The organism is Actinosynnema sp. CA-299493 (assembly GCF_050946825.1).
Classification (GTDB): Bacteria; Actinomycetota; Actinomycetes; order Mycobacteriales; family Pseudonocardiaceae; genus Actinosynnema.
Genome location: NZ_CP191993.1, coordinates 4,776,363 through 4,797,823 on the forward strand (window position 1 = coordinate 4,776,363; position 21,461 = coordinate 4,797,823).

Consider the following 21,461-nt stretch of genomic DNA (forward strand, 5'->3'; position numbering starts at 1 on the left):
TGCCGTCACTTCCGTGCCTCCGCGTGCCGCCGGCGTGCGAGGACGACCGCGAGCACGCCGCCGAACAGCAGCAACGCGCCGATCCACAGCATCGGACCGACCTCCGCGCCCGTGCGGGCGAGGTTGCCGCGGTTGCCCGCCACTACTACTACGGCAGCGGTCGTCGTCGTAGTAGTAGTGGCGATGTCGGAGGTGGTGGTGGCCGCGGTGGTGGTCGTCGTCGTGTCCGAAGTGGACGACGAGGTCGAAGTCGGCGTCGTCGTGGTGGTCGGGCAGTCGAGCACCGGCGCCGCCGGCGTGCCACCCTCCGCCGTCAGGTCCGCGAAGTTCACCCCCACCAGGCCGAGGACGCCCTGCGCGCTCGCGCGCAACGACGTGGCCTGCGTGAACCCGCTCTTGTCGAACGCGATCGCACCCCGGTTCGCCTCGTCCGCCGCGCAACCGACCTGCAACGACGTCAGGAACCTCGCCGCCCGGTCCGCGGCGGCCGTCCGACCGCCGGCGCGCAACGCCTGCGCGGCCAGACCGGTGCTGTTGGCGTTGCCCTCACCGGCCGCGCCCTCGTCCCGGAACCCGCCACCGGGCTGCTGCACGCCGGTCAGCCAGTCGAGCGCCTCGGCGGCCTCGGTGTCCTCGTCGACGGCCAGCAGCGCCTGCACCACCATGGCGGTGGCGTCCACGTGCGACACGCAGGTCGCGGCCTCCAGGACCAGCGGGAACCCGCCGTCCAGGCACTGCGTGCCGACGAGGTAGTCGACGGCGGTCCGCGGCGCGCCCTCCCACCGGTCCAGCGCGAGCACCGCGAACGCCTGGGTGAAGCCGTTGGAGTAGTCGCCCCACTCGGACTTGTCCTGGAACCGGCCGGACGGCGCCTGGAGCGCGGTGAGACCGGCGATCAGGTCCTCGCCGCCGAAGGCCGTCGGGTCCTGGCCACGCACCTGGACCGCCAACGCCAGCTTGGCGTGCGCGCCCGCGAACGACTCGGCGGGGTTGCCGAAGTGCAGGTAGTTGGCGATGATCTCGGGTTCGGCGAGCCAGGCGGCGGCCTTGTCCGCGCTCGCGGACGCCACGCCCGCCGCGGTGAACGCGAACAGCGCGTCCAGCGTGAGGCCCTGGTCGGGGTAGCCGACGTTCTCGAGGTGGTCGCCGTCGACGAGCTGCCGGGAGAGCCAGCCGGCGGCCGTGTCGCTCACGTCCGGCGTCGTCGGCGCCGCCCACGCCCGGCTCTGGGCTGCGGGTGTCGCCGCGAGCGCGGCCACAGCGGCGGCGGCGATGACGGCGGCGGTCCGTCTCAACGACATGTTCGGCCTTTCCGGGGGCAAGGCGTGAGCGGACCCCGGACAGCCGTGACCGACTTCCCCCGGGCTCCGACCCGTTGACCTCGACGGTGTCAGGAGCGTGGCACGCGCGACGGGTGTTCGGACTCGTCCCGGGTGGGACCTACCGTTGCGGGTCAGCGCCGGATTTCGACCGGCTTCCCCCGTATCGCGCGCGATTGCCGATCGTCTGTCACGGGCCCTGGTGTGTCAATCCGCCTCTAGCGCGATGCTGCTCACCCCCGCGTGCGGTTACCGTCGGGCGATCCAGTCTGGGGAAGAGGGGTGTTCGATGACGACTCTGGCGTCCGTGCGCGACGGTTTGGTGGCGTGGGTCGCACGGCGTTCGGCGGCGCGGTGGGTGTTGGGCAAGATCGGTTCGCGGGCGTTCGCGCTGCTCCCGGACCGCGCGCTGGTCCCGCTGAAGCGGGACGGGGTGGTGCCGGTCGCCGAGTTGGAGCGGATGCGGGAGAGCGGCGCGGTGCACCGGATCCCGATGCCGTTCGGCTTGCGGGTGTGGTTGGTCACCGGTCAGGACGAAGCGAAGAACGTGCTTTCCGACACAGGTGCGTTCAGCAACGACTACGCGCGGCTCGGTGCGGCGGTCGGTCGGCTGGAGCAGTCGCCCGGCGGCCTCGGCTTCGCCGACCCGCCCGACCACACGCGGCTGCGCAAGCTGCTCACGCCGGAGTTCACCATGCGCCGGCTGTCGCGGCTCGTGCCGCGCATCGACGCGATCGTCACCGAGCGGCTGGACGCCATGGAGGCCGCCGACGGGCCGGTGGACCTGGTGCGGGAGTTCGCGCTGCCCGTACCGTCGTTGACCATCTGCGAGCTGCTGGGCGTCCCCTACGCCGACCGCGAGCGGTTCCAGGAGCTGGCGGCGGCGCGGTTCGACGTGTTCGGCGGCGCGGGGCAGGCGTTGGGCGCGATCTCCGAGTCGCTGTCGTACATGGAGGAGATCGTGCGCCGCGAGCGCCGGTCGCCGGGTGACGGCCTGATCGGCTCGATCATCCGGCAGCACGGCGACGACGTGAGCGACGTCGAGCTGGCCGGCCTGGCCGACGGCGTGCTGACCGGCGGGTTCGACACCACGGCGTCGATGCTCGCGTTGGGCGCGATCGTGCTGCTGAAGGACGACGCCGCGCGTGCGGCGATGCGTGACGACGACGCGGCGGCGGCGCCGCTGGTCGAGGAGCTGCTGCGGCACCTGAGCGTGGTGCAGGTGGCGTTCCCGCGCTTCGCCCGGCACGCGCTGCGGGTCGGCGAGCAGCGGATCGAGGAAGGCGACGTGGTCGTGGTGTCGTTGTCGGCGGCCAACCGCGAGGGCGCGTCCGAGTTCGACGCGGGCCGTTCGGCGTCGTCGCACCTGGCGTTCGGCTACGGCGCGCACCGGTGCGTCGGCGCGGAGTTGGCGCGGCTGGAGCTGCGCGCCGCCTACCCGGCCCTGCTGCGCCGCTTCCCGAACCTGCGCCTGGCCGATGAGCGGCCCGCGTTCCGGACGGCGTCGATCGTGCACGGCGTCGAGTCGCTGTTCGTCCACACCCGCTGACGCGAGCGTTGAACTCGGGGGTCCTGAACGTAGGACACGGTCGTTCTGAACGTAGGACTCGCGCGAGGTGGAGGGAGGACTCTCGCGCGAGTCCTGGGTTCGGGGCTGGTGATGTTGTAGCGCTGCTTAACGTAGTGTCATGAGGTTTCACTTTTCTTGAAGTCGGTCGTGGGGGACGGTGAGCCCATGACCGGACGTGGTGTGCTGCGGATGGGGGCGCTGGCCCTGTTGTGGGGCTCGGTGTTCCTGTGGATCGAACTGGCCCTGACCGGACTGTCGCCGATCCTGATCACGGTGGTCCGCTGCACCCTGGGCGCCGCCACCCTGCTCGTGCTGGCCCGCGTGAACCACGAGGAGCTGCCCCGCCGGTTGTGGGGGCACCTCGCGGTCGCCGCCTTCTTCTGCAACGCCCTGCCGTTCCTGCTGTTCGCCGTCGGCCAGCAGACCGTCGACTCCGGCGTGGCGGGCGTCCTCAACGCGACCACCCCGCTGTTCTCGCTCCTCCTCGGCTTCGCCCTGGGCACGGACGGCCCCGTCACGCCGGTGCGCGTGCTCGGCCTGGTCGTCGGCTTCGCGGGTGTGACGCTGATCTTCGCGCCCTGGCGGCAGCAAGGCCTGCTCAGCCCGGGGGCCTTCGCCCTGCTCGGCGCGGCGGCGAGCTACGCCGTCGCGTTCGCCTACATGGGACGGAAACTGGTCGGCAAGGGCGGACCGATCGCGATGTCCGCGGCGCAGCTCACCGCGGCCACCGGCCTGAGCGCCGTCATGCTCCCCTTCGACCGCACCCCGACCACGCCCACCGTCACGGCGATCGTCGCGGTGGTGGTGCTCGGCGTCCTCGGCACCGGCGCCACGTTCTTCCTCAACTACCGGATCATCGAGGACGAGGGCCCGACCAGCGCCGCCACGGTCGGCTACCTCCTGCCGGTCGTCTCCGTCGGGCTGGGCGCGCTCGTGCTCGACGAGCCGCTGACGCCGCGGATCGTCGCGGGCATGGCGGTGGTGCTCGCCGGTGTCGCGCTGACCCGACTGGCACTGGCCCGGTCGGCCGCGGGCAAGCGCCCGGCCGGGCGACCCGGGCATTACCAGTTGTCCGTTATGTCCACCGAGCGTGACGGTGGGGACGGCCGTTCGGCCGACCTCCGTTGACCATGGCATAACCGCTGGTCAGGCTGCTGGTCTGGACCTCGGACGAGTGACCGTTCGCCCCGTCAACCCTGCGTCGGGGCGCACTCGCCCGGGTTCACCCGAAGGAGCCAACCCGTGCGTCCTTTCCGTCGAACGCTCACCGTCCTGGCGGTCGCGACCACCGCCGTCGGCCTCACCGCCACCACCGCCTCGGCCGAACCCCGGCACCAGGCCGACCTCGTCACCGCGACGGCGTCCGCCACCGTCCACCCGATCAAGGACTCCTACATCGTCACCCTCGGCGCGTCGGCCCGCGGCGGCGCGAGCGTGGCCGCCACGGCGGGCGTCACGCCGACCCACGTGTGGGACGCGGCGTTCCACGGCTTCGCCGCCAAGCTCACCCCGGCGCAGCTGCGCAAGCTCAGCCGCGACCCGGCGGTCACCACGATCGAGCAGGACGTGCTGGTCACCGACGCGCTCGACGCCACCCAGGCCAACCCGCCGTCGTGGGGCATCGACCGGATCGACCAGGCCGCCCTGCCGCTGTCGAACAGCTTCACCTACAACCAGACCGGCGCGGGCGTGCACGCCTACATCATCGACACCGGCATCACGCCGGGGCACGCGGACTACGGCGGTCGGGCCACGTTCGACTACAACGGCTACGACACCAACAACACCGACTGCCACGGCCACGGCACGCACGTCGCCGGCACGATCGGCTCCGCCACCTACGGCATCGCCAAGGGCGTGCGGCTGCACGGCGTGAAGATGATGAACTGCTCGGGCAGCGCCACCACCACGTCGGCGCTCAACGCGATCAACTGGGTCACGGCCAACCACACCAAGCCCGCCGTCGCCAACACGTCGTGGAACTTCACCGCGTCGGCGAGCCTGGAGACCGCGATCCGCAACATGATCGCCGCGGGCGTCTTCCTGGCCACCTCGGCGGGCAACACCGGCGGCAACTCGTGCGACCGCCTGCCGCGCAAGGTGGAGACGGCCAGCGTGGTGGCGTCCTCCACGAACACCGACGCCCGGTCGTCGTTCTCCAGCACGGGCGCGTGCGTCGACCTCTACGCGCCGGGCACCTCGATCGTCTCGACCGTCCGCACCGGCGGCTCGGGCGCGATGAGCGGGACGTCCATGGCGACGCCGCACGTGGCGGGCGTGGCCGCGCTCTACAAGCAGCGGTTCGGCGACCAGCCGTCGGCCACCGTGCACAACTGGCTGAACTCCGGCGCCACGCCGAACGTCGTCAGCGGCGGCGCCACCGGCGGCACGGTCAACCGCCTGCTGTTCACCAACGGCCTGTGAACGTCCCCGGCGCGCGGGGTTCACGCCCTCACCCCGCGCGCCGGGGAACCCCGCGAACAGCTCGTGCCCGGCGTGTGGGCGGCGCACAACCCCAGGCAGCGCGAACCGAGGCTCTGGACCTGGCCGCGCGCACCCGTTCGGCGCGTTCCCGCCACGGACGCAACCGCCGGTGCGAGGATCGGCGGATGGGGACCACCGCGCTGGTGCTGCCGCTCGCTGATCCCGCCGCCGACCTGGAGACGGTCGGCGGGAAGGGCGCCTCGCCGGCCAGGCTCGCCGCCGCGAGCCTGCCCGTGCCGGCCGGTTTCCACCTGACCACGCACGCCTACCGCGACGCCCGGCGAGCTCCTCGCGCTGTGGAAGTCCGATGTGGACGACGTGCTGCACGTGGAGGCCAAGGTGTTCGACTCCGGCGCACGGGCGGGCGCGATGTCCTCGGTACGGCTTCGCCGCCGCAAGCCGGCCGGGCTCGTCGGCGAGGACGACACCACCGCGTTGCTGACCGGCGCGCACGGCGCGGCGGGGGAGTTGGCGAGCTCGGCCCGGTGCTCGGCCTGGCCCGGCTCAGGCCCGGCGAGATCACCCGTGAGGCGTACGCCCGGCAGTACGTCCACCGGTGACCGCCTTCGGGTGGACGGCGGTCGCGGCACGGTGACCGTGCTGGACTGATCACTCCCGCCGCCGGCCCGGTCCGTTGTCGATCAGGCGGGGGATGACCGGCGGCCCGGCGCGCCTTCGTCCGAACGGCCGTTGCGGCGAGCGGGCTATTCCATTGAGGTGACGGAATCGTTACAGTCTGTTTCTGGGAACGCTCCCAGAGACGACAACGAAGGGGTTGTTGTGCGAAATCTGCTGGCGGCGGTGGCCGCTGTGGTGTCGATAGCCGGGTTGGTGGTGATCGGCGGGACCAGCACGGCGGGAGCTGCTCCCGTCTGCGCGGTGGACTACAAGCTCAACCAGTGGGCCACCGGGTTCACCGCCAACGTGACCGTGACCAACCAGTCCGCTCCGGTCACTTCGTGGAAGCTCACCTGGACCTTCGGCGGTAACCAGTCGGTCAGCTCCGGCTGGAGCGCCGACGTGAAGCAGTCCGGCGCCGTGGTGACGGCGTCCAACATGCCGTGGAACGGCTCGCTGGGCACGGGCGCGAGTGCCCAGTTCGGCTTCCAGGCCACCTACAGCGGCTCGAACGCGACGCCGACCGACTTCGCGTTCAACGGCGTCTCGTGCAGTGGCGACGGTCCGACCACGACCACCACGTCGACCACCACGTCCACGAGCACGTCCACGAGCACGTCCACTACGACTACGACGACCACCACCACGACGACCGGTGTGCCCGGCGACTGCGGCTCGGCGACGCTGTGCGACGGCTTCGAGCAGCAGACCGGGACGTCGCCGAGCGGTCGGTGGACCGTCGGCGCGCCCAACTGCACCGGCCAGGGCGCGGTCAGCATCGACAACTCGGTCGCGCGCAGCGGCTCGAAGTCGGTGCGGGTCAACGGCGCGGCGGGCTACTGCAACCACATCTTCTTCGGCACCCCGCTCACCGGCTCGAGCGTCGTGCACGGCCGGTACTACGTGCGCCACACCACGGCCCTGCCGGCGTCGCACGTGACGTTCATGGCCATGAAGGACTCCGCCGACGGCGGCAAGGACCTGCGCATGGGCGGCCAGAACGCGGCCCTGCAGTGGAACCGCGAGTCCGACGACGCGACCCTGCCCGAGCAGAGCCCGGTGGGCGTGTCGAAGAGCAAGCCGCTGCCCACCGGCCAGTGGAACTGCGTGCAGTTCACCGTGGACCCGGCGGGCAGGCTGTCGACCTCGTTGAACGGCTCGGTGGTCGAGGGCCTGGTGGCCGACGGCGTCTCGACGCCCGACGTCGACGGCCAGTGGCTGCGCAAGACCAACTGGCGGCCCGCGGTCACCGACCTGCGGCTGGGCTGGGAGAGCTACGGCGAGGGCTCGAACACGCTGTGGTACGACGACGTCGCGATCGGCTCCTCGCCGATCGCCTGCTGAGCGAGGACGCGAGGACGTGGGGAGGGCCGGTCGCCGGCCCTCCCCACGTTCGGCTCAGGCCGCGTTCACCGAGACGTCGTCCAGCACGAACGAGGTCTGGTAGGACCAGTCCTCCGTGCCGGTGAAGCTCAGGGTGACGCTCTGGCCCGCGTACGCGCCCAGGCTGAAGGTGCGCGCCGCGTAGCCGGACGGGTTGAGGTTGGTGTAGGTCGCCAGCGTGGTGCCGGCCACCGACACGGTGAAGGTGTCGAACACCGCGGGCTCGTACTCCTCGGTGCTGATCTTCAACCACAGCGACAGCGTGGTGTTGACGCAGCCCGCCGGGATGGTGACGGTCTGGGTCAGCGTCTCGGTGTTGCTGTAGCCGTAGCCGCTGATCCACGAGGAGTGCGTGCCGGTGCGGGGCGCGCCCTCACCGGTCCACTGGGCGATGGAGTGGGTGGCGTTGGCCCAGCCGGTGGTGCCGCTCTCGAAGCCGCCGTTGACCGCCTTCTCACCGGGTGCCGCGCACGAGCCGCCCGGGGGGTTGACGGTCCAGGTGAACGTGGTGGCCCCGATCTGGCCCGCGCTGTCGGTCACCGTGGTGGTCACGGTGTAGGACCCGGCGGTGGTGGGCGTGCCGGAGATCAGGCCGGTGGTCGACGCGATCGTCAGGCCGGGCGGCAGGCCGGTGGCCGTCCACGTGTACGGCGGCGTGCCGCCGGAGACCTTGATCTGCAGGCTGGTGGCGGTGCCGACGCTGCCGGTCTGGTTGCCCGGCGGGGTGACCGACGGGCGGCCCGGGTCGGGGTTGCCGCCGGTGTTGACGAACAGCAGCCGGTTCGGCGAGCCCGTGCCCGGGCTGGTGATCTTGTTCGGGGTGGAGTTGGCGATCATCGTGCTCTGGACCTGCGCGGGCGTCAACGACGGCGTGGCGCCGAGCAGGACCGCCGCGCCGCCGGCCACGTGCGGCGACGCCATGGACGTGCCGCTGATGGTGTTGGTGGCGGCGTCGTCGGTGTTCCAGGCCGAGGTGATGTTCTGGCCCGGCGCGAAGATGTCCGTGCACGTGCCGTAGTTGGAGAACGAGGCCCGCGCGTCGGTGTTGGTCGAGGCGTTCACCGTGATCGCCTCGGCGACGCGGGCCGGGGTGAAGTTGCACGCGTCGGCGTTGGAGTTGCCCGACGCGATCGCGAAGGTCACGCCGTCGGAGATCGCCCTGCGGACCGCCGCCTCGCCGGTCGCGTCGCTGCCCTGGCCCCCGAGGCTCATGTTGGCCACGGCGGGGCCGGACGTGTGGTGGTTGGTGACCCAGTCGATGCCCGCGGCGACGCCGGCGAACGAGCCGGAGCCGGCGCAGTTGAGCACCTTGACCGCGATCAGCTGCACGCCCTTGGCCACGCCGTACGACGTGCCGCCGACCGTGCCGGCGACGTGGGTGCCGTGGCCGTTGCAGTCGGTGTTGTTCGTGTCGACCGTGTTGGTGCCCCAACTGGCCTGGCCGCCGAAGTCCGAGTGCGTGGTCCGGATGCCGGTGTCGATGATGTAGGCGGTGACGCCGGCCCCGTCGCTGGGGTAGGTGTAGGACGAGTCCAGCGGCAGGTCGCGCTGGTCGATCCGGTCCAGGCCCCACGACGGCGGGTTCGGCTGGGTCGCGGTGGCCTTGACCTCGCCGTTCTGCTGGACGTAGGCCACGCCCGGCTCGGCGGCTAGGCGGCGGGCGTCCCGTTCGGACAGCGTCCCCGCGAAGCCCTTGAGCGCGTGGCGGTAGGTGTAGTCGACCTTGGCACCGTACTTGGCGCTGAGGTCGGCGGTGAGCGCGTCGACGCTCTGGGTGGACAGCTCGTTGTAGACGACGATGTAGCTGTCCTTGATGGCGGTCGGGTTGGTCGTGCCGAGGATGTCGCCTTCGGCGGCGGCGGGTGTGGTGCCGGAGGCCAGGGCCAGGGCGGTCACCGCGACCGTGCCCAGGGCGATCAGGGCGCGTCTGGATCCGCGAACGTCTCCCATTGCAGGGTTCTCCCTCGTGCAGGGTTTCCGGCGGACCCGTGCGGGACGGGTCGGCCGGGGAGCGGAGGTTCTGCGATCACGTTCGCGCGGACGTGATCGGCAACGTTAGAGGAACGCTCGGAACCGGACAATCGGCCGGCAGTGGGAACGACCTGCGGTATTCCGAACGACGCCGAGCCCCCGATGGGGTGACGCCCGCCCCACTGGCCAATACTCTTGATAACTTCAGTGTTGACTAAAATTAGTCCTCCTCCGGCATCACAGTGACACCGGAGGAAGACTTCACCAAAAACAACCAGGACGGTCAGCCACCGACGTAGGCGCGGAGGTGTTGGGCGGTCAGGGTGGAGGCGTTCTCGACCAGGTCGGCGGGTGTGCCGGTGAAGACGATCCGGCCGCCGTCGTGGCCGGCGCCGGGGCCGAGGTCGATGATCCAGTCGGCGTGCGCCATGACGGCCTGGTGGTGCTCGATCACGATGACGGTGTTGCCGTCGTCCACGAGCCGGTCGAGCAGGGCGAGCAACTGGTCGACGTCGGCGAGGTGCAGGCCGGTGGTCGGCTCGTCGAGGACGTACGTGGACGCCTTCTCGGCCATGTGGATGGCGAGCTTGAGCCGTTGCCGCTCGCCGCCGGACAGCGTGGTGAGCGGTTGGCCGAGGGAGAGGTAGCCGAGGCCGACGTCGACGAGCCGGTCGAGGACCGCCTTGGCCTGCTTCTCGGTGAAGAAGTCGCGGGCCTCGGTGACGGACATGCCGAGGACTTCGCTGATGTTGCGCCCGCGCAGGGTGTGGGTGAGGACTTCGGCGGTGAACCGCTTGCCCTCGCACTCCTCGCAGACGGAGGCGACGCCGGCCATCATCGCGAGGTCGGTGTAGACGAGGCCGATGCCCTTGCACTTCGGGCAGGCACCTTCGGAGTTGGCGCTGAAGAGGGCGGGCTTGACGCCGTTGGCCTTGGCGAAGGCGGTGCGGATGGGGTCGAGCACCCCGGTGTAGGTGGCGGGGTTGGAGCGCCGTGAGCCGCGGATGGGCGCCTGGTCGACGGTGACGACGCCGTCGCGACCGGCCAGGGAGCCGTGGATGAGGGAGCTCTTGCCGGAGCCGGCGACGCCCGTGACGACGGTGAGGACGCCGAGGGGGACGTCGACGTCGACCTCCTTGAGGTTGTGGAGGGTGGCGCCGGTGATGGGCAGCAGGCCGGTGGGCGTGCGCACCTGGTCGCGGAGTCGGGCGCGGTGGTCGAGGTGGCGGCCGGTGAGGGTGTCGGAGGCGCGGAGCTGGTCGACGGTGCCGGTGAAGGTGATGTGGCCGCCGTTGGCGCCCGCGCCGGGACCGAGGTCGATGACGTGGTCGGCGATACCGATGGTCTCGGGCTTGTGCTCGACCACCAGGACGGTGTTGCCCTTGTCGCGCAGGCGGAGCAGCAGGTCGTTCATGCGCTGGATGTCGTGGGGGTGCAGGCCGACGGTGGGTTCGTCGAAGACGTAGGTGACGTCGGTGAGGGCGGAGCCGACGTGGCGGACCATCTTGACGCGCTGAGCCTCGCCGCCGGAGAGGGTGGCGGCGGGTCGGTCGAGGCTGAGGTAGCCGAGGCCGATCTCGACGAGGTTGTCGAGGAGTTCCTTGAGGGTGGTGAGCATGGGGCCGACGGACGGGTCGGTGATCTTGGCGACCCAGTCGGCGAGGTCGCTGATCTGCATGGTGGAGCAGTCGGCGATGTTCCGGCCGTCGATCTTGGCGCTGAGGGCGGCGGCGTTGAGGCGCGCGCCGCCGCAGGAGGGGCATTCGGTGAAGGTGACGGCGCGGTCGACGAAGGCGCGGACGTGGGGTTGCATGGACTCGCGGTCCTTGCCGAGGTAGAGGCGTTGGACCTTGACCAGGAGTCCTTCGTAGGTGACGTTGGTCTTGCCGATCTTGACCTTGGTGGTGTCGCGGTTGAGGAAGGCGTCCCACTCTTCGTCGGTGAAGTCCTGGAGCTTCTTGCCCGGGTCGTAGAAGCCGGAGTGGACGTAGGTCTGGACGTACCAGTTGTCGACGGTGAAGCCGGGGACGGTGATGGCGCCCTCGGTGAGGGATTTGGTGCGGTCGACGAGCTGGTCGACGTCGACGGTGGAGACGCGGCCGAGTCCTTCGCAGGTCGGGCACATGCCTTCGGGGAGGTTGAAGCTGAAGGCGCCGGAGGTGCCGACGTGGGGTTGGCCGAGGCGGCTGAAGAGGATGCGGAGCATGGTGTGGGCGTCGGTGGCGGTGCCGACGGTGGAGCGCGAGTTGGCGCCCATGCGTTCCTGGTCGACGATGATGGCGGCGCTGAGGTTGCGCAGGGCGTCGACGTCGGGGCGGCCGAGGCTCGGCATGAAGGACTGGATGAACGCGGTGTAGGTCTCGTTGATGAGTCGTTGGGACTCGGCGGCGATGGTGCCGAAGACGAGGGAGGACTTGCCGGAGCCGGAGACGCCGGTGAAGACGGTGAGTCGTCGTTTGGGGATGTCGACGGAGATGTCGGCGAGGTTGTTCTCCCTGGCGCCGCGTACTTGGATGACGTCGTGGCTGTCTGCTGGTGCGGCCATCGCCTGGCTTTCCCCCTGCTTTGTTTATGGCGTAAAGTACTCGCGGCACCGTACTTTACGCTGTAAGGGGTGGGCAAGTGGCCGTCTTCGCCGGGCAGGGTGACGCGGGTCGGTCGATGCGACTGCTGTGGCGTGCGCCGGGTGGTGGCGCGGGGTCGGGTCTGTCGGTGGACGTGATCGTGGACGCGGCGATCGAGGTGGCGGACCGGGACGGCATGGCGGCGTTGTCGATGCGCGCGGTGGGTGAGCGGTTGGGGCGTTCGGCGATGGCGTTGTACACGTACGTGCCGAGCAAGGCGGAGTTGGTGGACCTGATGTACGACCGGGTGCTGGGGGAGTTGCCGTCGGAGTACGCGTTGGACGACGGCTGGCGGGTGGCGTTGCGGGCGTGGGCGGAGGACGCGCGGGTGTTCTTCCTGGCGCACCCGTGGGTGTTGCAGGTGTCGCAGGCGCGGCCGGTGCTGGGGCCGAACGAGTTCGTGCTGCTGGAGGTGTTGTTGCGGATCCTGCGGCCGACGGGGTTGGACGTGTCGGTGCTGCGGGGTGTGGTGGGCGCGGTGGTGCAGTTCGTGCGCGGTGCGGCGGGGGTGATCGCGGAGGCGCGGCGGGCGGCGCGGGAGACGGGGATGACGGACGAGGAGTGGTGGTTCTCGCGGTCGGAGCTGTTCGAGGAGGTGGCGCCGGACTTCGCGGAGCGGTTCCCGCTGTCGGCGTGGTTGGGCGCGGAGGAGCCGCCGGTGGTGGCGGGGGAGGAGGACGTGCCGTACCTGGAGCGGGACGCGGTGGGGAACTTCGTGACGGGGTTGGAGGTGTTGTTGGACGGTGTGGAGGCGGCGGTGGCGCGTGCGCGCGCCGGCGGGGGCTGAGTGCGGGGCGCGGTGATATACGGTGTGGCGGTTGGCGCGGACGAGGGAGGTGGGACCCATTTCTGCTGGTGTGCATCGGGTCGCTCCCGACCGCGTCGTGGCGGTGTGAGGGGCGCCCTCGGGTTTCACGCGAGAGGCGTTCGTTCCCATGGATGTTGATGTTGTCGCGCGGTTGCGCGCGGCCGGGTGTGTGTTCGCCGAGGACGAGGCGCGGTTGTTGGTGGCCGCCGCGCGCGGTCCGGAGGAGTTGGAGTTGTTGACGGCGCGGCGGGTGGCCGGGTTGCCGTTGGAGCACGTGGTGGGGTGGGCGGAGTTCTGCGGGTTGCGGGTGGCGGTGGACCCGGGGGTGTTCGTGCCTCGTCGGCGCACCGAGTTCCTGGTGCACCTGGCGGTGGGGGTGGCGCGGCCGGGTTCGGTGGTGGTGGACCTGTGCTGCGGTTCGGGCGCGGTGGGCGCGGCGGTGGTCGATCGGGTGGCCGGGGTGGAGTTGCACGCGGTGGACGTGGATCCGGCGGCGGTGGCTTGTGCTCGTCGCAACGTGGGTGTCGGCCGCGATGGGCGGGACCGGGTGTACGCGGGTGACCTCTACGAGCCGTTGCCGGTGTCGTTGGTGGGTCGGGTCGACGTCCTGGTGGCGAATGCGCCTTACGTGCCGACGGAGGCGATCGGGTTGATGCCGCCGGAGGCGCGTGAGCACGAGCCGCGGGTGGCGTTGGACGGCGGGGCGGACGGTCTGGACGTGCAGCGGCGGGTGATCGCGGACGCGGCGCGGTGGTTGGCGCCGGGCGGGCGGTTGCTGGTGGAGACGGGTGCGCGGCAGGCGGCGGGGACGGTGGAGGCGTTCGCGGCCGGTGGGTTGCGCGGTGAGGTCGTGTCGGACGAGGAGTTGTCGGCGACCGCAGTGATCGGTTCGGTCTGGCCCTAGAACCGCGTTCGTGGACGTGGTGCAGGACCTCGGGCCGGTCGCCCGACGCGCGCGCTGCACGCCAAGCTCCGCAAGTCCGCCACGTGACGGACCGGGTCCTCAGGTCCCGGCCGCGAGGAGGCGTCGTGTCGCACGACCACCGGGCTGTCGATCACGCGCGGCAAGGCCTCGCGGAAGTCCTCGGCGGCTCGGGGGAGTCAGGCGGGGTCCGGTGGCGGTTCGACGGGCACCGTGATGCGCGCGACCACGCGGGCGCCGTCGACGTCGAGGGTGGCGCCGGCCTTCCGCAGGACGGTCATGGCGGCGATGTTGTCGGCGGTGGTGTCGGCGACGATCGTGGTGACGCCGCGTCGTGGCGCCTCCTCGATCACGCGGCGCAGCGCGGCGAGGCCGACGCCGTTGCCGCGGGCGCAGCGGGCGACCCAGATGCCGGTCTCGCCGCCGGCGGTGAGCCGGACCATGCCGACGGTGCGGTCGTCCTCCACGATCTCGTAGGCGTCGTCCTGGAAGCCGCGGTAGAACTCGCGGAACTCGTCGGACCGGTCGACCGTCCAGCCCGGTGGCATCACGTCGCCGGGGTCGGTGTCGGCCACCGCGAGCCCGAGCAGCCGTTCGACCGCTCCGTCGTCCACCCTCCGCAACAGGATCATCTCGCCAACTCCTTCTCCAACGGTGTCCGGAAGCGGGGGATCACGCGCACCCCGCCGAGCCAGGACGCCAACCGGTCCGCCTCGCGGGCGATCGCGGCCTCCGCGTCCGCGCCGACGTCCTCAAGGAGTTCCCACACCAGTCCGCCGTCGGCGCGCTGGGACCACCCGCCGACGACCGCGCCGTTCCACCACACGGTCGGGCCGACGTTGCCCATGGTGTCGAACAGGCGTGGTCGGTGCCGGTCGGGGAGGTACCAGCCGCGAGCCTGCCACCCCATCGGCGTCGGATCCAGTGCCGGCAGCAGCGCGGCCCGCGGCTCGGGCTCCTCGACCGGCTCGATGTCGTCGGGCAGGACGTAGCCGGCGCCGGTGGACAGCTCGACCGCGACGGCGCCCGCCGCGGCGAGGGCCGCGCGGGTGTGACCGAGGTTCCAGCCGGTCCACCACTTGAGGTCGGCCTCGGTGCCGGGGCCGTAGGAGGCGAGCCAGCGGCGGGCCAGTTCGGCGCGGGCGTCGGCGGGGTCGAGCTCGGGCCACGGCGTGGCGGGTGCCCAGCGGAACCGGGTGCTCAGCCACGTGCCGAGGGGACGGCCGCGGCGAATCAGGCCGTCGGCGGCCAGGACTCGGATGACGCGGCTGGACACGTTCTGGCGGGTCTCGTAGGGCTTGCCTGCCGCGACGACGACCTGTTCGAGCAGCGCGGGCACGTCGCGGGTGAGGTCGACGGCGGTGGCCTCGCCGCGCTGCCGCAGCGCCTCCAGGGTGGCCCGCTCGACCTCGGCGAGGCGGTCGGCGTCCCAGCCGACGCCCTCGGCGAGGTAGGCGAGCAGCTTCTGCCGTTCCTTCGCGGCGACGGCGGCGCCGGCGGCGGCCCGCACCACGGGCGCGGTCGCGGCGGTGACGGCGAACATGGTGCGGCGCATGCACAGCAGCCGGACGAGCGTGCGCCGGTCGTAGAACGCGGCCTCCACCTCCGCCACCGAGGGCCGCTCCAGGCGGGCGCACGCGGACAGGAACACGGTGGCCGGGTCGGTGGCGTGCAGGCCGACCAGCGCGTCGACCACGTCCTCGACGGCGGTGGCACGGGTGGTCGGCAGGTGTCGGACGCCGAGGCGGGCCCGCCGCTGGGCGTCGTCGATCTTGGCGAGCGTCACCGGCCCATCCTCGGCGATCTACCCTGATCGGCGAAACCGGGATCGCGGAACCCGGATACCGCCGGACGAGGACGCAGGACGCGATGTCGGCAACACGGCTGCTGGTGCTCGGGGTGGTGCGCGGCTACGGGCGCGCCCACGGCTACCTGATCGGCAACGACCTGATGTCGTGGGGCGCGGGTGAGTGGGCCAACGTCAAGTGGGGCTCGATCTACCACGCGCTCAAGCAGCTCACCAAGGACGGCTGCCTCGCCGACCACTCCGTGCCTCCGGGCCGCACGGACTACGAGATCACCCCCGTGGGGGAGGCCGAGTACCGCAAGCTGCTGCGCGACGCGCTGCGCCGCCCGGAGACGCGGCCCGACCTGCTGGCCGCCGGGCTGGCGCTGCTGCCGTCGCTGTCGCGGGAGGAGGCCGTCGGCCTGCTCACCGAGCGGTTGGCGGCGTTGGAGGCGCGGCGTGACGCGGCCCGCGAGCAGGCGGGGGAGTGGGGCGAGCCGTCGCACGTCAAGGAGCTGTACGGGCTGTCCGAGCACATCGCGTCCAGCGGGGCGGAGTGGACGCGGGGCCTGGTCGACCGCCTCGAAGCGGGGGCCTACCCGATGGCGGGCGAGCCGGGATCGCCCGGCACGCCCGGCAGCTGGGTTATACTCAAACTTGAGTAGCGAGGGGGAGCGCTGAACACAGGGTTGGAGCGGTACGCGGCCGTCTTCGAGGCAGCCGACCCGCCACGCACGTCCACCATCGCCTTCTACCCCGCCCAGGACCCGACTCCCGCCGCCGGCGCCGCGCCCGACCAGCGGACCTCCGCCGCGGTCGGCACCCCCGGTCCCGACCGGCTCACCATCGCCGCACCCGACGGGACCCGGCGGACGGTCCCCGCCCTGCGGTTGCCCGTGATCGAAGCCGTGCCGCTGCTCAGCCGCGCCCGCCGCGCACCCCACGCCCACCCCGCCACCGCGTTCTGGGGCGCGGCCGTGGTGGTGGCCTTGCAGCTGGTCGCCCGCGGCCGGGTGCGCCCGGCGGTCACCGACGGCGACTTCGACGCGTGGCTGCTCGGCCCGCTCGACGCCGCCGACCACGCCCGCGTGCGCGACCTGGCCGACGCGATGCCCGCGCACGCCCGGGCCGTCCCGCTGCCGGGTCGCGAGCCGCTCGAACTGCCCGACGCCGAACCGCTGCTGCGCGCGTTCCTGGACGCCGTCGCCGACACCATGCCGCGCGGCGCGGCGGCCGTGCACGCCGCCGGCGCGCCCGCGTTCGCCGCGATGGCTCCCCAGCGGGTGCCGCACCTGAGGGACTGGGCCGACCAGGGCGTGCGCATCTCGCTGCGCGTCGAGGGCTTCGGCCCGTTCCGCGCCGTCGTGCAGGTGCACAGCCTCGCCGACCCGGCCCGCGTGGTCGACGCCGCCGAGCTGTGGGCCTCGGCCAACCAGCGGTCCCGGGCCGACGCCATGATCGCGCTGCGCCGCGCCGCCCGCGCCTGGACGCCCCTGGAGCGGCTGCTCGACCAGCCCGTGCCCGACGAGGTCGTCCTGCTGGACTCCGACGTGGAGCACCTGCTCGTCACCGGCGCGGTCCGCCTGGCCGGCGCCGGCGTGGACGTGCACTGGCCCAAGGACCTGGTGCGCGACCTGTCGGCCAAGGTCGTCATCGGCGAACGCCCCACCGACGTGCCCGCCTCCCCCGGCCACGCGTTCTTCGGCCCCGACCAGCTCACCTCGGTGAACTGGCAGCTCGCCCTGGGCGACGACCCGCTCACCCCCGACGAGCTCGACCGGCTCGCCGAGGCCACCCGGCCGGTCGTGCGGCTGCGCGACCGCTGGACCCTGGTCGACCCCGAACTGGCCCGCCGCGCCCGCGAACGCGCCCTCAAGCCCGTCACCGCGATCGACGCGCTCGGCGCGGCCCTGACCGGCACCACCCGCGTCGACGGCGTCGAGGTCGAGGTCGCCGCCACCGGCTGGCTGGACGAGCTGAGGTCCCGGCTCGCCGACCTCGACGACGACCCCGTCCCCGCGCCGCCCGCGCTGCGCGCCACCCTGCGCGACTACCAGCTGCACGGCCTGCGCTGGCTGGACCGCATGACCTCGCTCGGCCTCGGCGCGTGCCTGGCCGACGACATGGGCCTGGGCAAGACCATCACCCTCATCGCGCTGCACCTGCACCGCGCCGACCGCGACCCGGGACCCACCCTCGTGGTCTGCCCCGCGTCGCTGATGGGCAACTGGCAGCGCGAGATCGAGCGCTTCGCGCCCGGCGTGCCCGTCCGCCGCTTCCACGGCCCCCGCCGCGACGTCGCGCACGAGGGCTTCGTGCTCACCACCTACGGCACCATGCGCCTGGACGCCGACCGGCTCGCCGACGTCGACTGGGGCCTGGTCGTCGCCGACGAGGCGCAGCACGTGAAGAACCCCGCCTCCGACACCGCCAAGGCACTGCGCCGCATCCCCGCCCGCGCCCGCGTCGCCCTCACCGGCACCCCCGTGGAGAACACGCTCTCGGAGCTGTGGGCGATCCTCGACTGGACCACCCCGGGCCTGCTCGGCACCAGGCCGGAGTTCACGGCGCGCTGGGCCGGCCCCATCGAGGGCGACCACGACCACGAGGCCGCGCGGCGGTTCGCCCGGCTCGTGCGGCCCTTCCTGCTGCGCCGCCGCAAGACCGACCCCGGCATCGCGCCCGAACTGCCGCCGAAGACGGAGACCGACCAGCCCGTCGCCCTCACCCGCGAACAGGCCGCGCTCTACGAGGCCGTCGTGCGGGAGCTCATGGCCGAGGTCCGCGAAGCCGACGGCATCGCCCGCCGCGGCCGGATCGTCAAGCTCCTCACCGGCCTCAAGCAGGTCTGCAACCACCCCGCCCAGTACCTCAAGGAGACCTCGCCGAAGCTCGCCGGCCGGTCGGGCAAGCTCGAACTGCTCGACGAACTGCTCGACACCATCCTCGCCGAGGACGGCGCGGTGCTCGTGTTCACCCAGTACGTCGCCATGGCCCGCCTCATCGAGCGCCACCTCGCCGGCCGCGGCATCCCCAGCCAACTCCTGCACGGCGGCACACCCGTGCCCGCCCGCGAGGACATGGTGCGCCGCTTCCAGGACGGCGAGTGCCCGGTGTTCCTGCTCTCCCTCAAAGCCGCGGGCACCGGACTCAACCTCACCCGCGCCGACCACGTCGTGCACTACGACCGCTGGTGGAACCCCGCCGTGGAGGACCAGGCCACCGATCGCGCCCACCGCATCGGCCAGACCCGGCCCGTGCAGGTGCACCGGCTCATCGCCGAGGGCACCATCGAGGACCGCATCGCCGCGATGCTGCGCGCCAAGCGCGACCTCGCCGACTCCGTCCTGTCCCGCGGCGACGCCGCGTTCACCGAACTGTCCGACGACGAACTGGGCAACCTGGTCGAACTCCGGAGCGGCACATGAGCGACCGCGTCAAGGGCTTCCCCGCGTTCGGCAAGGGCGTGCGCCAGGCCCGCTCCTGGTGGGGCAAGGCGTGGCTGCAGGCCCTGGAGGACACCTCGTTGGACCAGGCGCCGCTGCGACAGGGCCGCAAGTACGCCCACGCCGGGCTCGTCGGCACCATCACCGTCAGCCCCGGCCGCATCGCCGCCACCGTCTACGACACCGAGGACACCTACCGGACCTCCGTCCACCTCACCCCGCTCAGCGACGCCGAGTGGAACCGGTTCCTCGGCCAGATCGCCACCAAGGCCGGGCACCTCGCCGCGCTGCTCGACCACGAGATGCCCCGCGAACTCGCCGACGCCGCCGCCGACGCGGGTGTGCCGCTCCTGCCCGGCATCGGCGACCTCGACCCCGAGTGCACCTGCCCCGGCTGGGAACTGCCCTGCCGCCACGCCGCCGCGCTGTGCCACCAGGCGTCCTGGCTGCTCGACGCCGACCCCTGGGTCCTGCTGCTCCTGCGCGGACGCGACCAGGACGAAGTCGTCGCCGGCGCCCGACCCACCGCCGGCGTCCTCGCCACCGCCGCCTACGACCGACCCGTCGCCGACCTGCCCGAGGACCCGCCGCCCGCCGACCTCGGCCCGCTGCCCGAGTTCGAACCCGCGCCCGGCCTCGACGTCGACGTGCTGCGGCTGCTCGTCGCCGACGCCGCCGCCAAGGCCCGCGAGGTGCTCGCCACCGGCCAGTGGCCCGCGCCCGACGACCGCCGCGACCACATCCGCATGGCCGCCGCCCACCCCGCCCTGCGCGACCGCCTCGACGCCGACCCGCGAGCCGTCCGCGCCTGGCGACAAGGCGGCGGCACCGCCCTCGACGTCCTCGAACAACCCTGGACCCCCGGCAAGGCCGACACCGCCCGCGCCCGCGCCGCCTGGGACAGCGGCGAGCTGCCCGAACCCACCGTGTGGCGCAACCGCTGGACCGTCCACAACCGACAAGTCCGCTACGGCCGCGACGGCCGCTGGTACCCCTACCGCGCCACCGACGGCGACTGGTGGCCGACCGGCACACCACACCGCGACCCCACCGCCGCGCTCACCGACATCGACACCGACTGACCCGACACCGCTGACCGGAGCACGCGGAAGAGGTCGCCGCCGACCTCCGCAACCATCCACAACGGACGGATCAGGGGAAGTAACCGCAGTTCGAGCCCGCTCCACCACACCTGTGGTACCACAGGTGTGGTGGTCGTCTGCCGGGATCGCACCCGGCCCTAGGTGATCACGCCCGGCATCACGGCGGCCGTCCGCTTGCGGCGCAGCCACACCTTGCGCGAACCGTCGCCGAACAGCAACGTCCGCGACAGCTCCCACCCGGCGAACTCCGCGTGGATCGCCAGCTGCGTCGTCGCCGTGCGGCGGGAGACACCGGCCGGCAGCCGCAGCGGCCGGTACTCCCAATCCCCGTCGACCACCCCGTCGCCCGTCATCCGATCACCTGCATCCCCGCGCCGTCCCCGGACGCGACGAACACGCGCCCGCTGCCTGGATCGACCGCCACCGAGTCCGGCTGGCGGACCGTGGCGAACCGGTGCTCCTCCACCGGCTCCGCGCCGGCGACGTCGAACGCCACCACCTCGTTGCGCTCCGTGAGCGTGATCCACACCAGGTCACGCGTCTCGTCGTAGGCCATCCCGTACGGGCCACCCGGCACGGGGTAGCGCAACCGCATGATCAACGGACCGGTGGAGAACGCCATCAGCTCACCACCGCGCGTGTCCACCACCAGCACCCGGCCGAACCGGTCGGCCACCGCGTTCGTCGCGCCCTCGCCGGCGCGCAACCCCGCGCCCGGGCCGTCGGCGGTCGGGTCCAGGTCGAACACCGCGCTGCGCGGCCGGTCCAGCACCACCGCCGCGCCGTCCACCGCGACCAGCCGGTCCGGGCTGGAGATGCCGCGCACGACGTGCCCGTCCACCGACACCTGCCGCAGGTCGCGCTGCGCCACCAACGTCCGGTCGCCCACCCGCGCCACGTCCACCGGGGCGCCGTCCACCGCGCGGTGCGACGTCGTGCCGTCCGGCCGGATCGTCACCACGACACCGGCGGGCACCACCGCCTCCACCGCGTCACCGACGGTCACCAGCCGTTCCGCCGGACCGGGCAACGGCACCACCACCGGATCACTCAGCGTGTCGACGGGGTAGAAGGCCACCGAGGGCGGATCGGCCACCGCGACCGCGACCCGACCGCCCGCGACCGCGACCGCCGTCGCCCGCCCCGAAGGCAGCACCCGGCCCTGCGGGGCGCCGGCCTGCTCGGGGGAGGCGGCGGGCCGCGCGGGCTCCAACGTCGCCGCGAGCTGCAGCGGATCGGCCGGGTTCTCCTCGGTCGCACAGCCCGAGACCAACGCGACCCCGGTGAGCACTACCGCCGCCAGTCGGCGCAACGTCGGACCTCCCAGTCGACCCCGTTCAGCCCTCCCAGCATCCATCACCGGACCGCCGTCGTCACGCAGGGGGCGGGTGTTGTCGTTGGTCTGGGCAGGTGATAGTCGCGCTCCT

The 21,461-nt window shown here is 72.4% G+C and carries 17 protein-coding genes and 1 riboswitch; of the genes, 10 read left to right on the plus strand and 7 right to left on the minus strand.

The features are described from left to right. Positions 1-5 precede the first annotated feature (5 nt). Entirely contained in the window at positions 6-1,301 is a 1,296-nt protein-coding gene (locus tag ACQPYE_RS19660; protein WP_498713165.1) for a peptidase, read from the minus strand. A 91-nt stretch (positions 1,302-1,392) separates the two neighbouring features. Then, positions 1,393-1,505: riboswitch (cobalamin riboswitch) on the minus strand. Positions 1,506-1,608: 103 nt separating this feature from the next. Here ACQPYE_RS19660 and ACQPYE_RS19665 point away from each other — a divergent pair. From ACQPYE_RS19665 to ACQPYE_RS19685, 5 genes are all read left to right on the plus strand, one after another. After that, a complete protein-coding gene (locus ACQPYE_RS19665; protein ID WP_498713167.1) occupies positions 1,609-2,868 on the plus strand; it encodes a cytochrome P450 in 1,260 nt (419 codons plus the stop codon). A gap of 186 nt (positions 2,869-3,054) precedes the next feature. Continuing rightward, on the plus strand, positions 3,055-4,017 hold the full coding sequence (locus ACQPYE_RS19670; RefSeq protein ID WP_498713169.1) for a DMT family transporter: 963 nt from the start codon (positions 3,055-3,057) through the stop codon (positions 4,015-4,017). Between the two features lie 114 nt (positions 4,018-4,131). Continuing rightward, positions 4,132-5,313 (plus strand): S8 family peptidase, encoded by a 1,182-nt coding sequence (locus tag ACQPYE_RS19675; RefSeq protein WP_498713171.1) that lies wholly within the window; start codon positions 4,132-4,134, stop codon positions 5,311-5,313. A gap of 369 nt (positions 5,314-5,682) precedes the next feature. Then, positions 5,683-5,982, plus strand: coding sequence for a hypothetical protein (locus ACQPYE_RS19680; RefSeq protein ID WP_498713173.1), 300 nt, complete (start codon positions 5,683-5,685; stop codon positions 5,980-5,982). A 171-nt stretch (positions 5,983-6,153) separates the two neighbouring features. Continuing rightward, positions 6,154-7,335, plus strand: a complete 1,182-nt coding sequence (locus tag ACQPYE_RS19685; protein ID WP_498713175.1) for a cellulose-binding domain-containing protein — start codon at positions 6,154-6,156, stop codon at positions 7,333-7,335. 54 nt (positions 7,336-7,389) lie between these two features. Here the strand turns inward: ACQPYE_RS19685 and ACQPYE_RS19690 are convergent, their stop codons facing one another. Together ACQPYE_RS19690 and ACQPYE_RS19695 are read right to left on the minus strand one after the other, a co-directional pair. Then, positions 7,390-9,324 (minus strand): S8 family peptidase, encoded by a 1,935-nt coding sequence (locus tag ACQPYE_RS19690; RefSeq protein ID WP_498713177.1) that lies wholly within the window; start codon positions 9,322-9,324, stop codon positions 7,390-7,392. A 304-nt stretch (positions 9,325-9,628) separates the two neighbouring features. Continuing rightward, a complete protein-coding gene (locus ACQPYE_RS19695) occupies positions 9,629-11,890 on the minus strand; it encodes an ATP-binding cassette domain-containing protein (RefSeq protein WP_498713179.1) in 2,262 nt (753 codons plus the stop codon). 77 nt (positions 11,891-11,967) lie between these two features. Between ACQPYE_RS19695 and ACQPYE_RS19700 the strand changes: the two genes are divergently transcribed. Together ACQPYE_RS19700 and ACQPYE_RS19705 are read left to right on the plus strand one after the other, a co-directional pair. Further along, positions 11,968-12,756, plus strand: a complete 789-nt coding sequence (locus ACQPYE_RS19700; RefSeq protein ID WP_498713182.1) for a TetR/AcrR family transcriptional regulator — start codon at positions 11,968-11,970, stop codon at positions 12,754-12,756. A 148-nt stretch (positions 12,757-12,904) separates the two neighbouring features. Beyond that, positions 12,905-13,681, plus strand: a complete 777-nt coding sequence (locus ACQPYE_RS19705) for a putative protein N(5)-glutamine methyltransferase (RefSeq protein WP_498713184.1) — start codon at positions 12,905-12,907, stop codon at positions 13,679-13,681. A gap of 197 nt (positions 13,682-13,878) precedes the next feature. On the opposite strand, the gene ACQPYE_RS19710 is transcribed toward ACQPYE_RS19705, so the two are convergent. Together ACQPYE_RS19710 and ACQPYE_RS19715 are read right to left on the minus strand one after the other, a co-directional pair. Then, a complete protein-coding gene (locus tag ACQPYE_RS19710) occupies positions 13,879-14,331 on the minus strand; it encodes a GNAT family N-acetyltransferase (RefSeq protein ID WP_498713186.1) in 453 nt (150 codons plus the stop codon). Then, positions 14,328-15,485, minus strand: a complete 1,158-nt coding sequence (locus tag ACQPYE_RS19715; RefSeq protein ID WP_498713188.1) for a winged helix DNA-binding domain-containing protein — start codon at positions 15,483-15,485, stop codon at positions 14,328-14,330. The genes ACQPYE_RS19710 and ACQPYE_RS19715 overlap by 4 nt, the downstream gene beginning before the upstream one ends. An 83-nt stretch (positions 15,486-15,568) precedes the next feature. Here ACQPYE_RS19715 and ACQPYE_RS19720 point away from each other — a divergent pair, with 83 nt between their 5' ends. From ACQPYE_RS19720 to ACQPYE_RS19730, 3 genes are read left to right on the plus strand one after another with little or no spacing between them, the layout of a single operon-like run. Then, positions 15,569-16,150: a PadR family transcriptional regulator gene (locus tag ACQPYE_RS19720; protein ID WP_498713190.1), complete on the plus strand. Its 582-nt coding sequence runs from the start codon at positions 15,569-15,571 to the stop codon at positions 16,148-16,150. Positions 16,151-16,174: 24 nt separating this feature from the next. Then, on the plus strand, positions 16,175-18,913 hold the full coding sequence (locus tag ACQPYE_RS19725) for an SCO1167/SCO6262 family helicase (RefSeq protein WP_498713192.1): 2,739 nt from the start codon (positions 16,175-16,177) through the stop codon (positions 18,911-18,913). Further along, the gene (locus ACQPYE_RS19730; protein ID WP_498713194.1) at positions 18,910-20,013 is read left to right on the plus strand and encodes an SWIM zinc finger family protein; all 1,104 of its coding nucleotides are present in this window, start codon (positions 18,910-18,912) and stop codon (positions 20,011-20,013) included. The genes ACQPYE_RS19725 and ACQPYE_RS19730 overlap by 4 nt, the downstream gene beginning before the upstream one ends. A gap of 158 nt (positions 20,014-20,171) precedes the next feature. Here the strand turns inward: ACQPYE_RS19730 and ACQPYE_RS19735 are convergent, their stop codons facing one another. Next, positions 20,172-20,387 carry a DUF5703 family protein gene (locus tag ACQPYE_RS19735; protein ID WP_123741564.1) on the minus strand — a complete coding sequence of 72 codons (216 nt, stop codon included), beginning with the start codon at positions 20,385-20,387 and terminating at the stop codon, positions 20,172-20,174. Continuing rightward, positions 20,384-21,346 (minus strand): YncE family protein, encoded by a 963-nt coding sequence (locus ACQPYE_RS19740; protein ID WP_498713197.1) that lies wholly within the window; start codon positions 21,344-21,346, stop codon positions 20,384-20,386. Before ACQPYE_RS19740 ends, ACQPYE_RS19735 begins: the two co-directional genes overlap by 4 nt. Between the last annotated feature and the right edge of the window lie 115 nt (positions 21,347-21,461).

Bases quoted from the DNA above. Each gene is read 5' to 3' on its own strand.
- ACQPYE_RS19660 (WP_498713165.1), bottom strand. From the start codon at position 1,301: ATGTCGTTGAGACGGACCGCCGCCGTCATCGCCGCCGCCGCTGTGGCC.
- ACQPYE_RS19665 (WP_498713167.1), top strand. From the start codon at position 1,609: ATGACGACTCTGGCGTCCGTGCGCGACGGTTTGGTGGCGTGGGTCGCA.
- ACQPYE_RS19670 (WP_498713169.1), top strand. From the start codon at position 3,055: ATGACCGGACGTGGTGTGCTGCGGATGGGGGCGCTGGCCCTGTTGTGG.
- ACQPYE_RS19690 (WP_498713177.1), bottom strand. From the start codon at position 9,324: ATGGGAGACGTTCGCGGATCCAGACGCGCCCTGATCGCCCTGGGCACG.
- ACQPYE_RS19695 (WP_498713179.1), bottom strand. From the start codon at position 11,890: ATGGCCGCACCAGCAGACAGCCACGACGTCATCCAAGTACGCGGCGCC.
- ACQPYE_RS19705 (WP_498713184.1), top strand. From the start codon at position 12,905: ATGGATGTTGATGTTGTCGCGCGGTTGCGCGCGGCCGGGTGTGTGTTC.
- ACQPYE_RS19710 (WP_498713186.1), bottom strand. From the start codon at position 14,331: ATGATCCTGTTGCGGAGGGTGGACGACGGAGCGGTCGAACGGCTGCTC.
- ACQPYE_RS19720 (WP_498713190.1), top strand. From the start codon at position 15,569: ATGTCGGCAACACGGCTGCTGGTGCTCGGGGTGGTGCGCGGCTACGGG.
- ACQPYE_RS19730 (WP_498713194.1), top strand. From the start codon at position 18,910: ATGAGCGACCGCGTCAAGGGCTTCCCCGCGTTCGGCAAGGGCGTGCGC.
- ACQPYE_RS19735 (WP_123741564.1), bottom strand. From the start codon at position 20,387: ATGACGGGCGACGGGGTGGTCGACGGGGATTGGGAGTACCGGCCGCTG.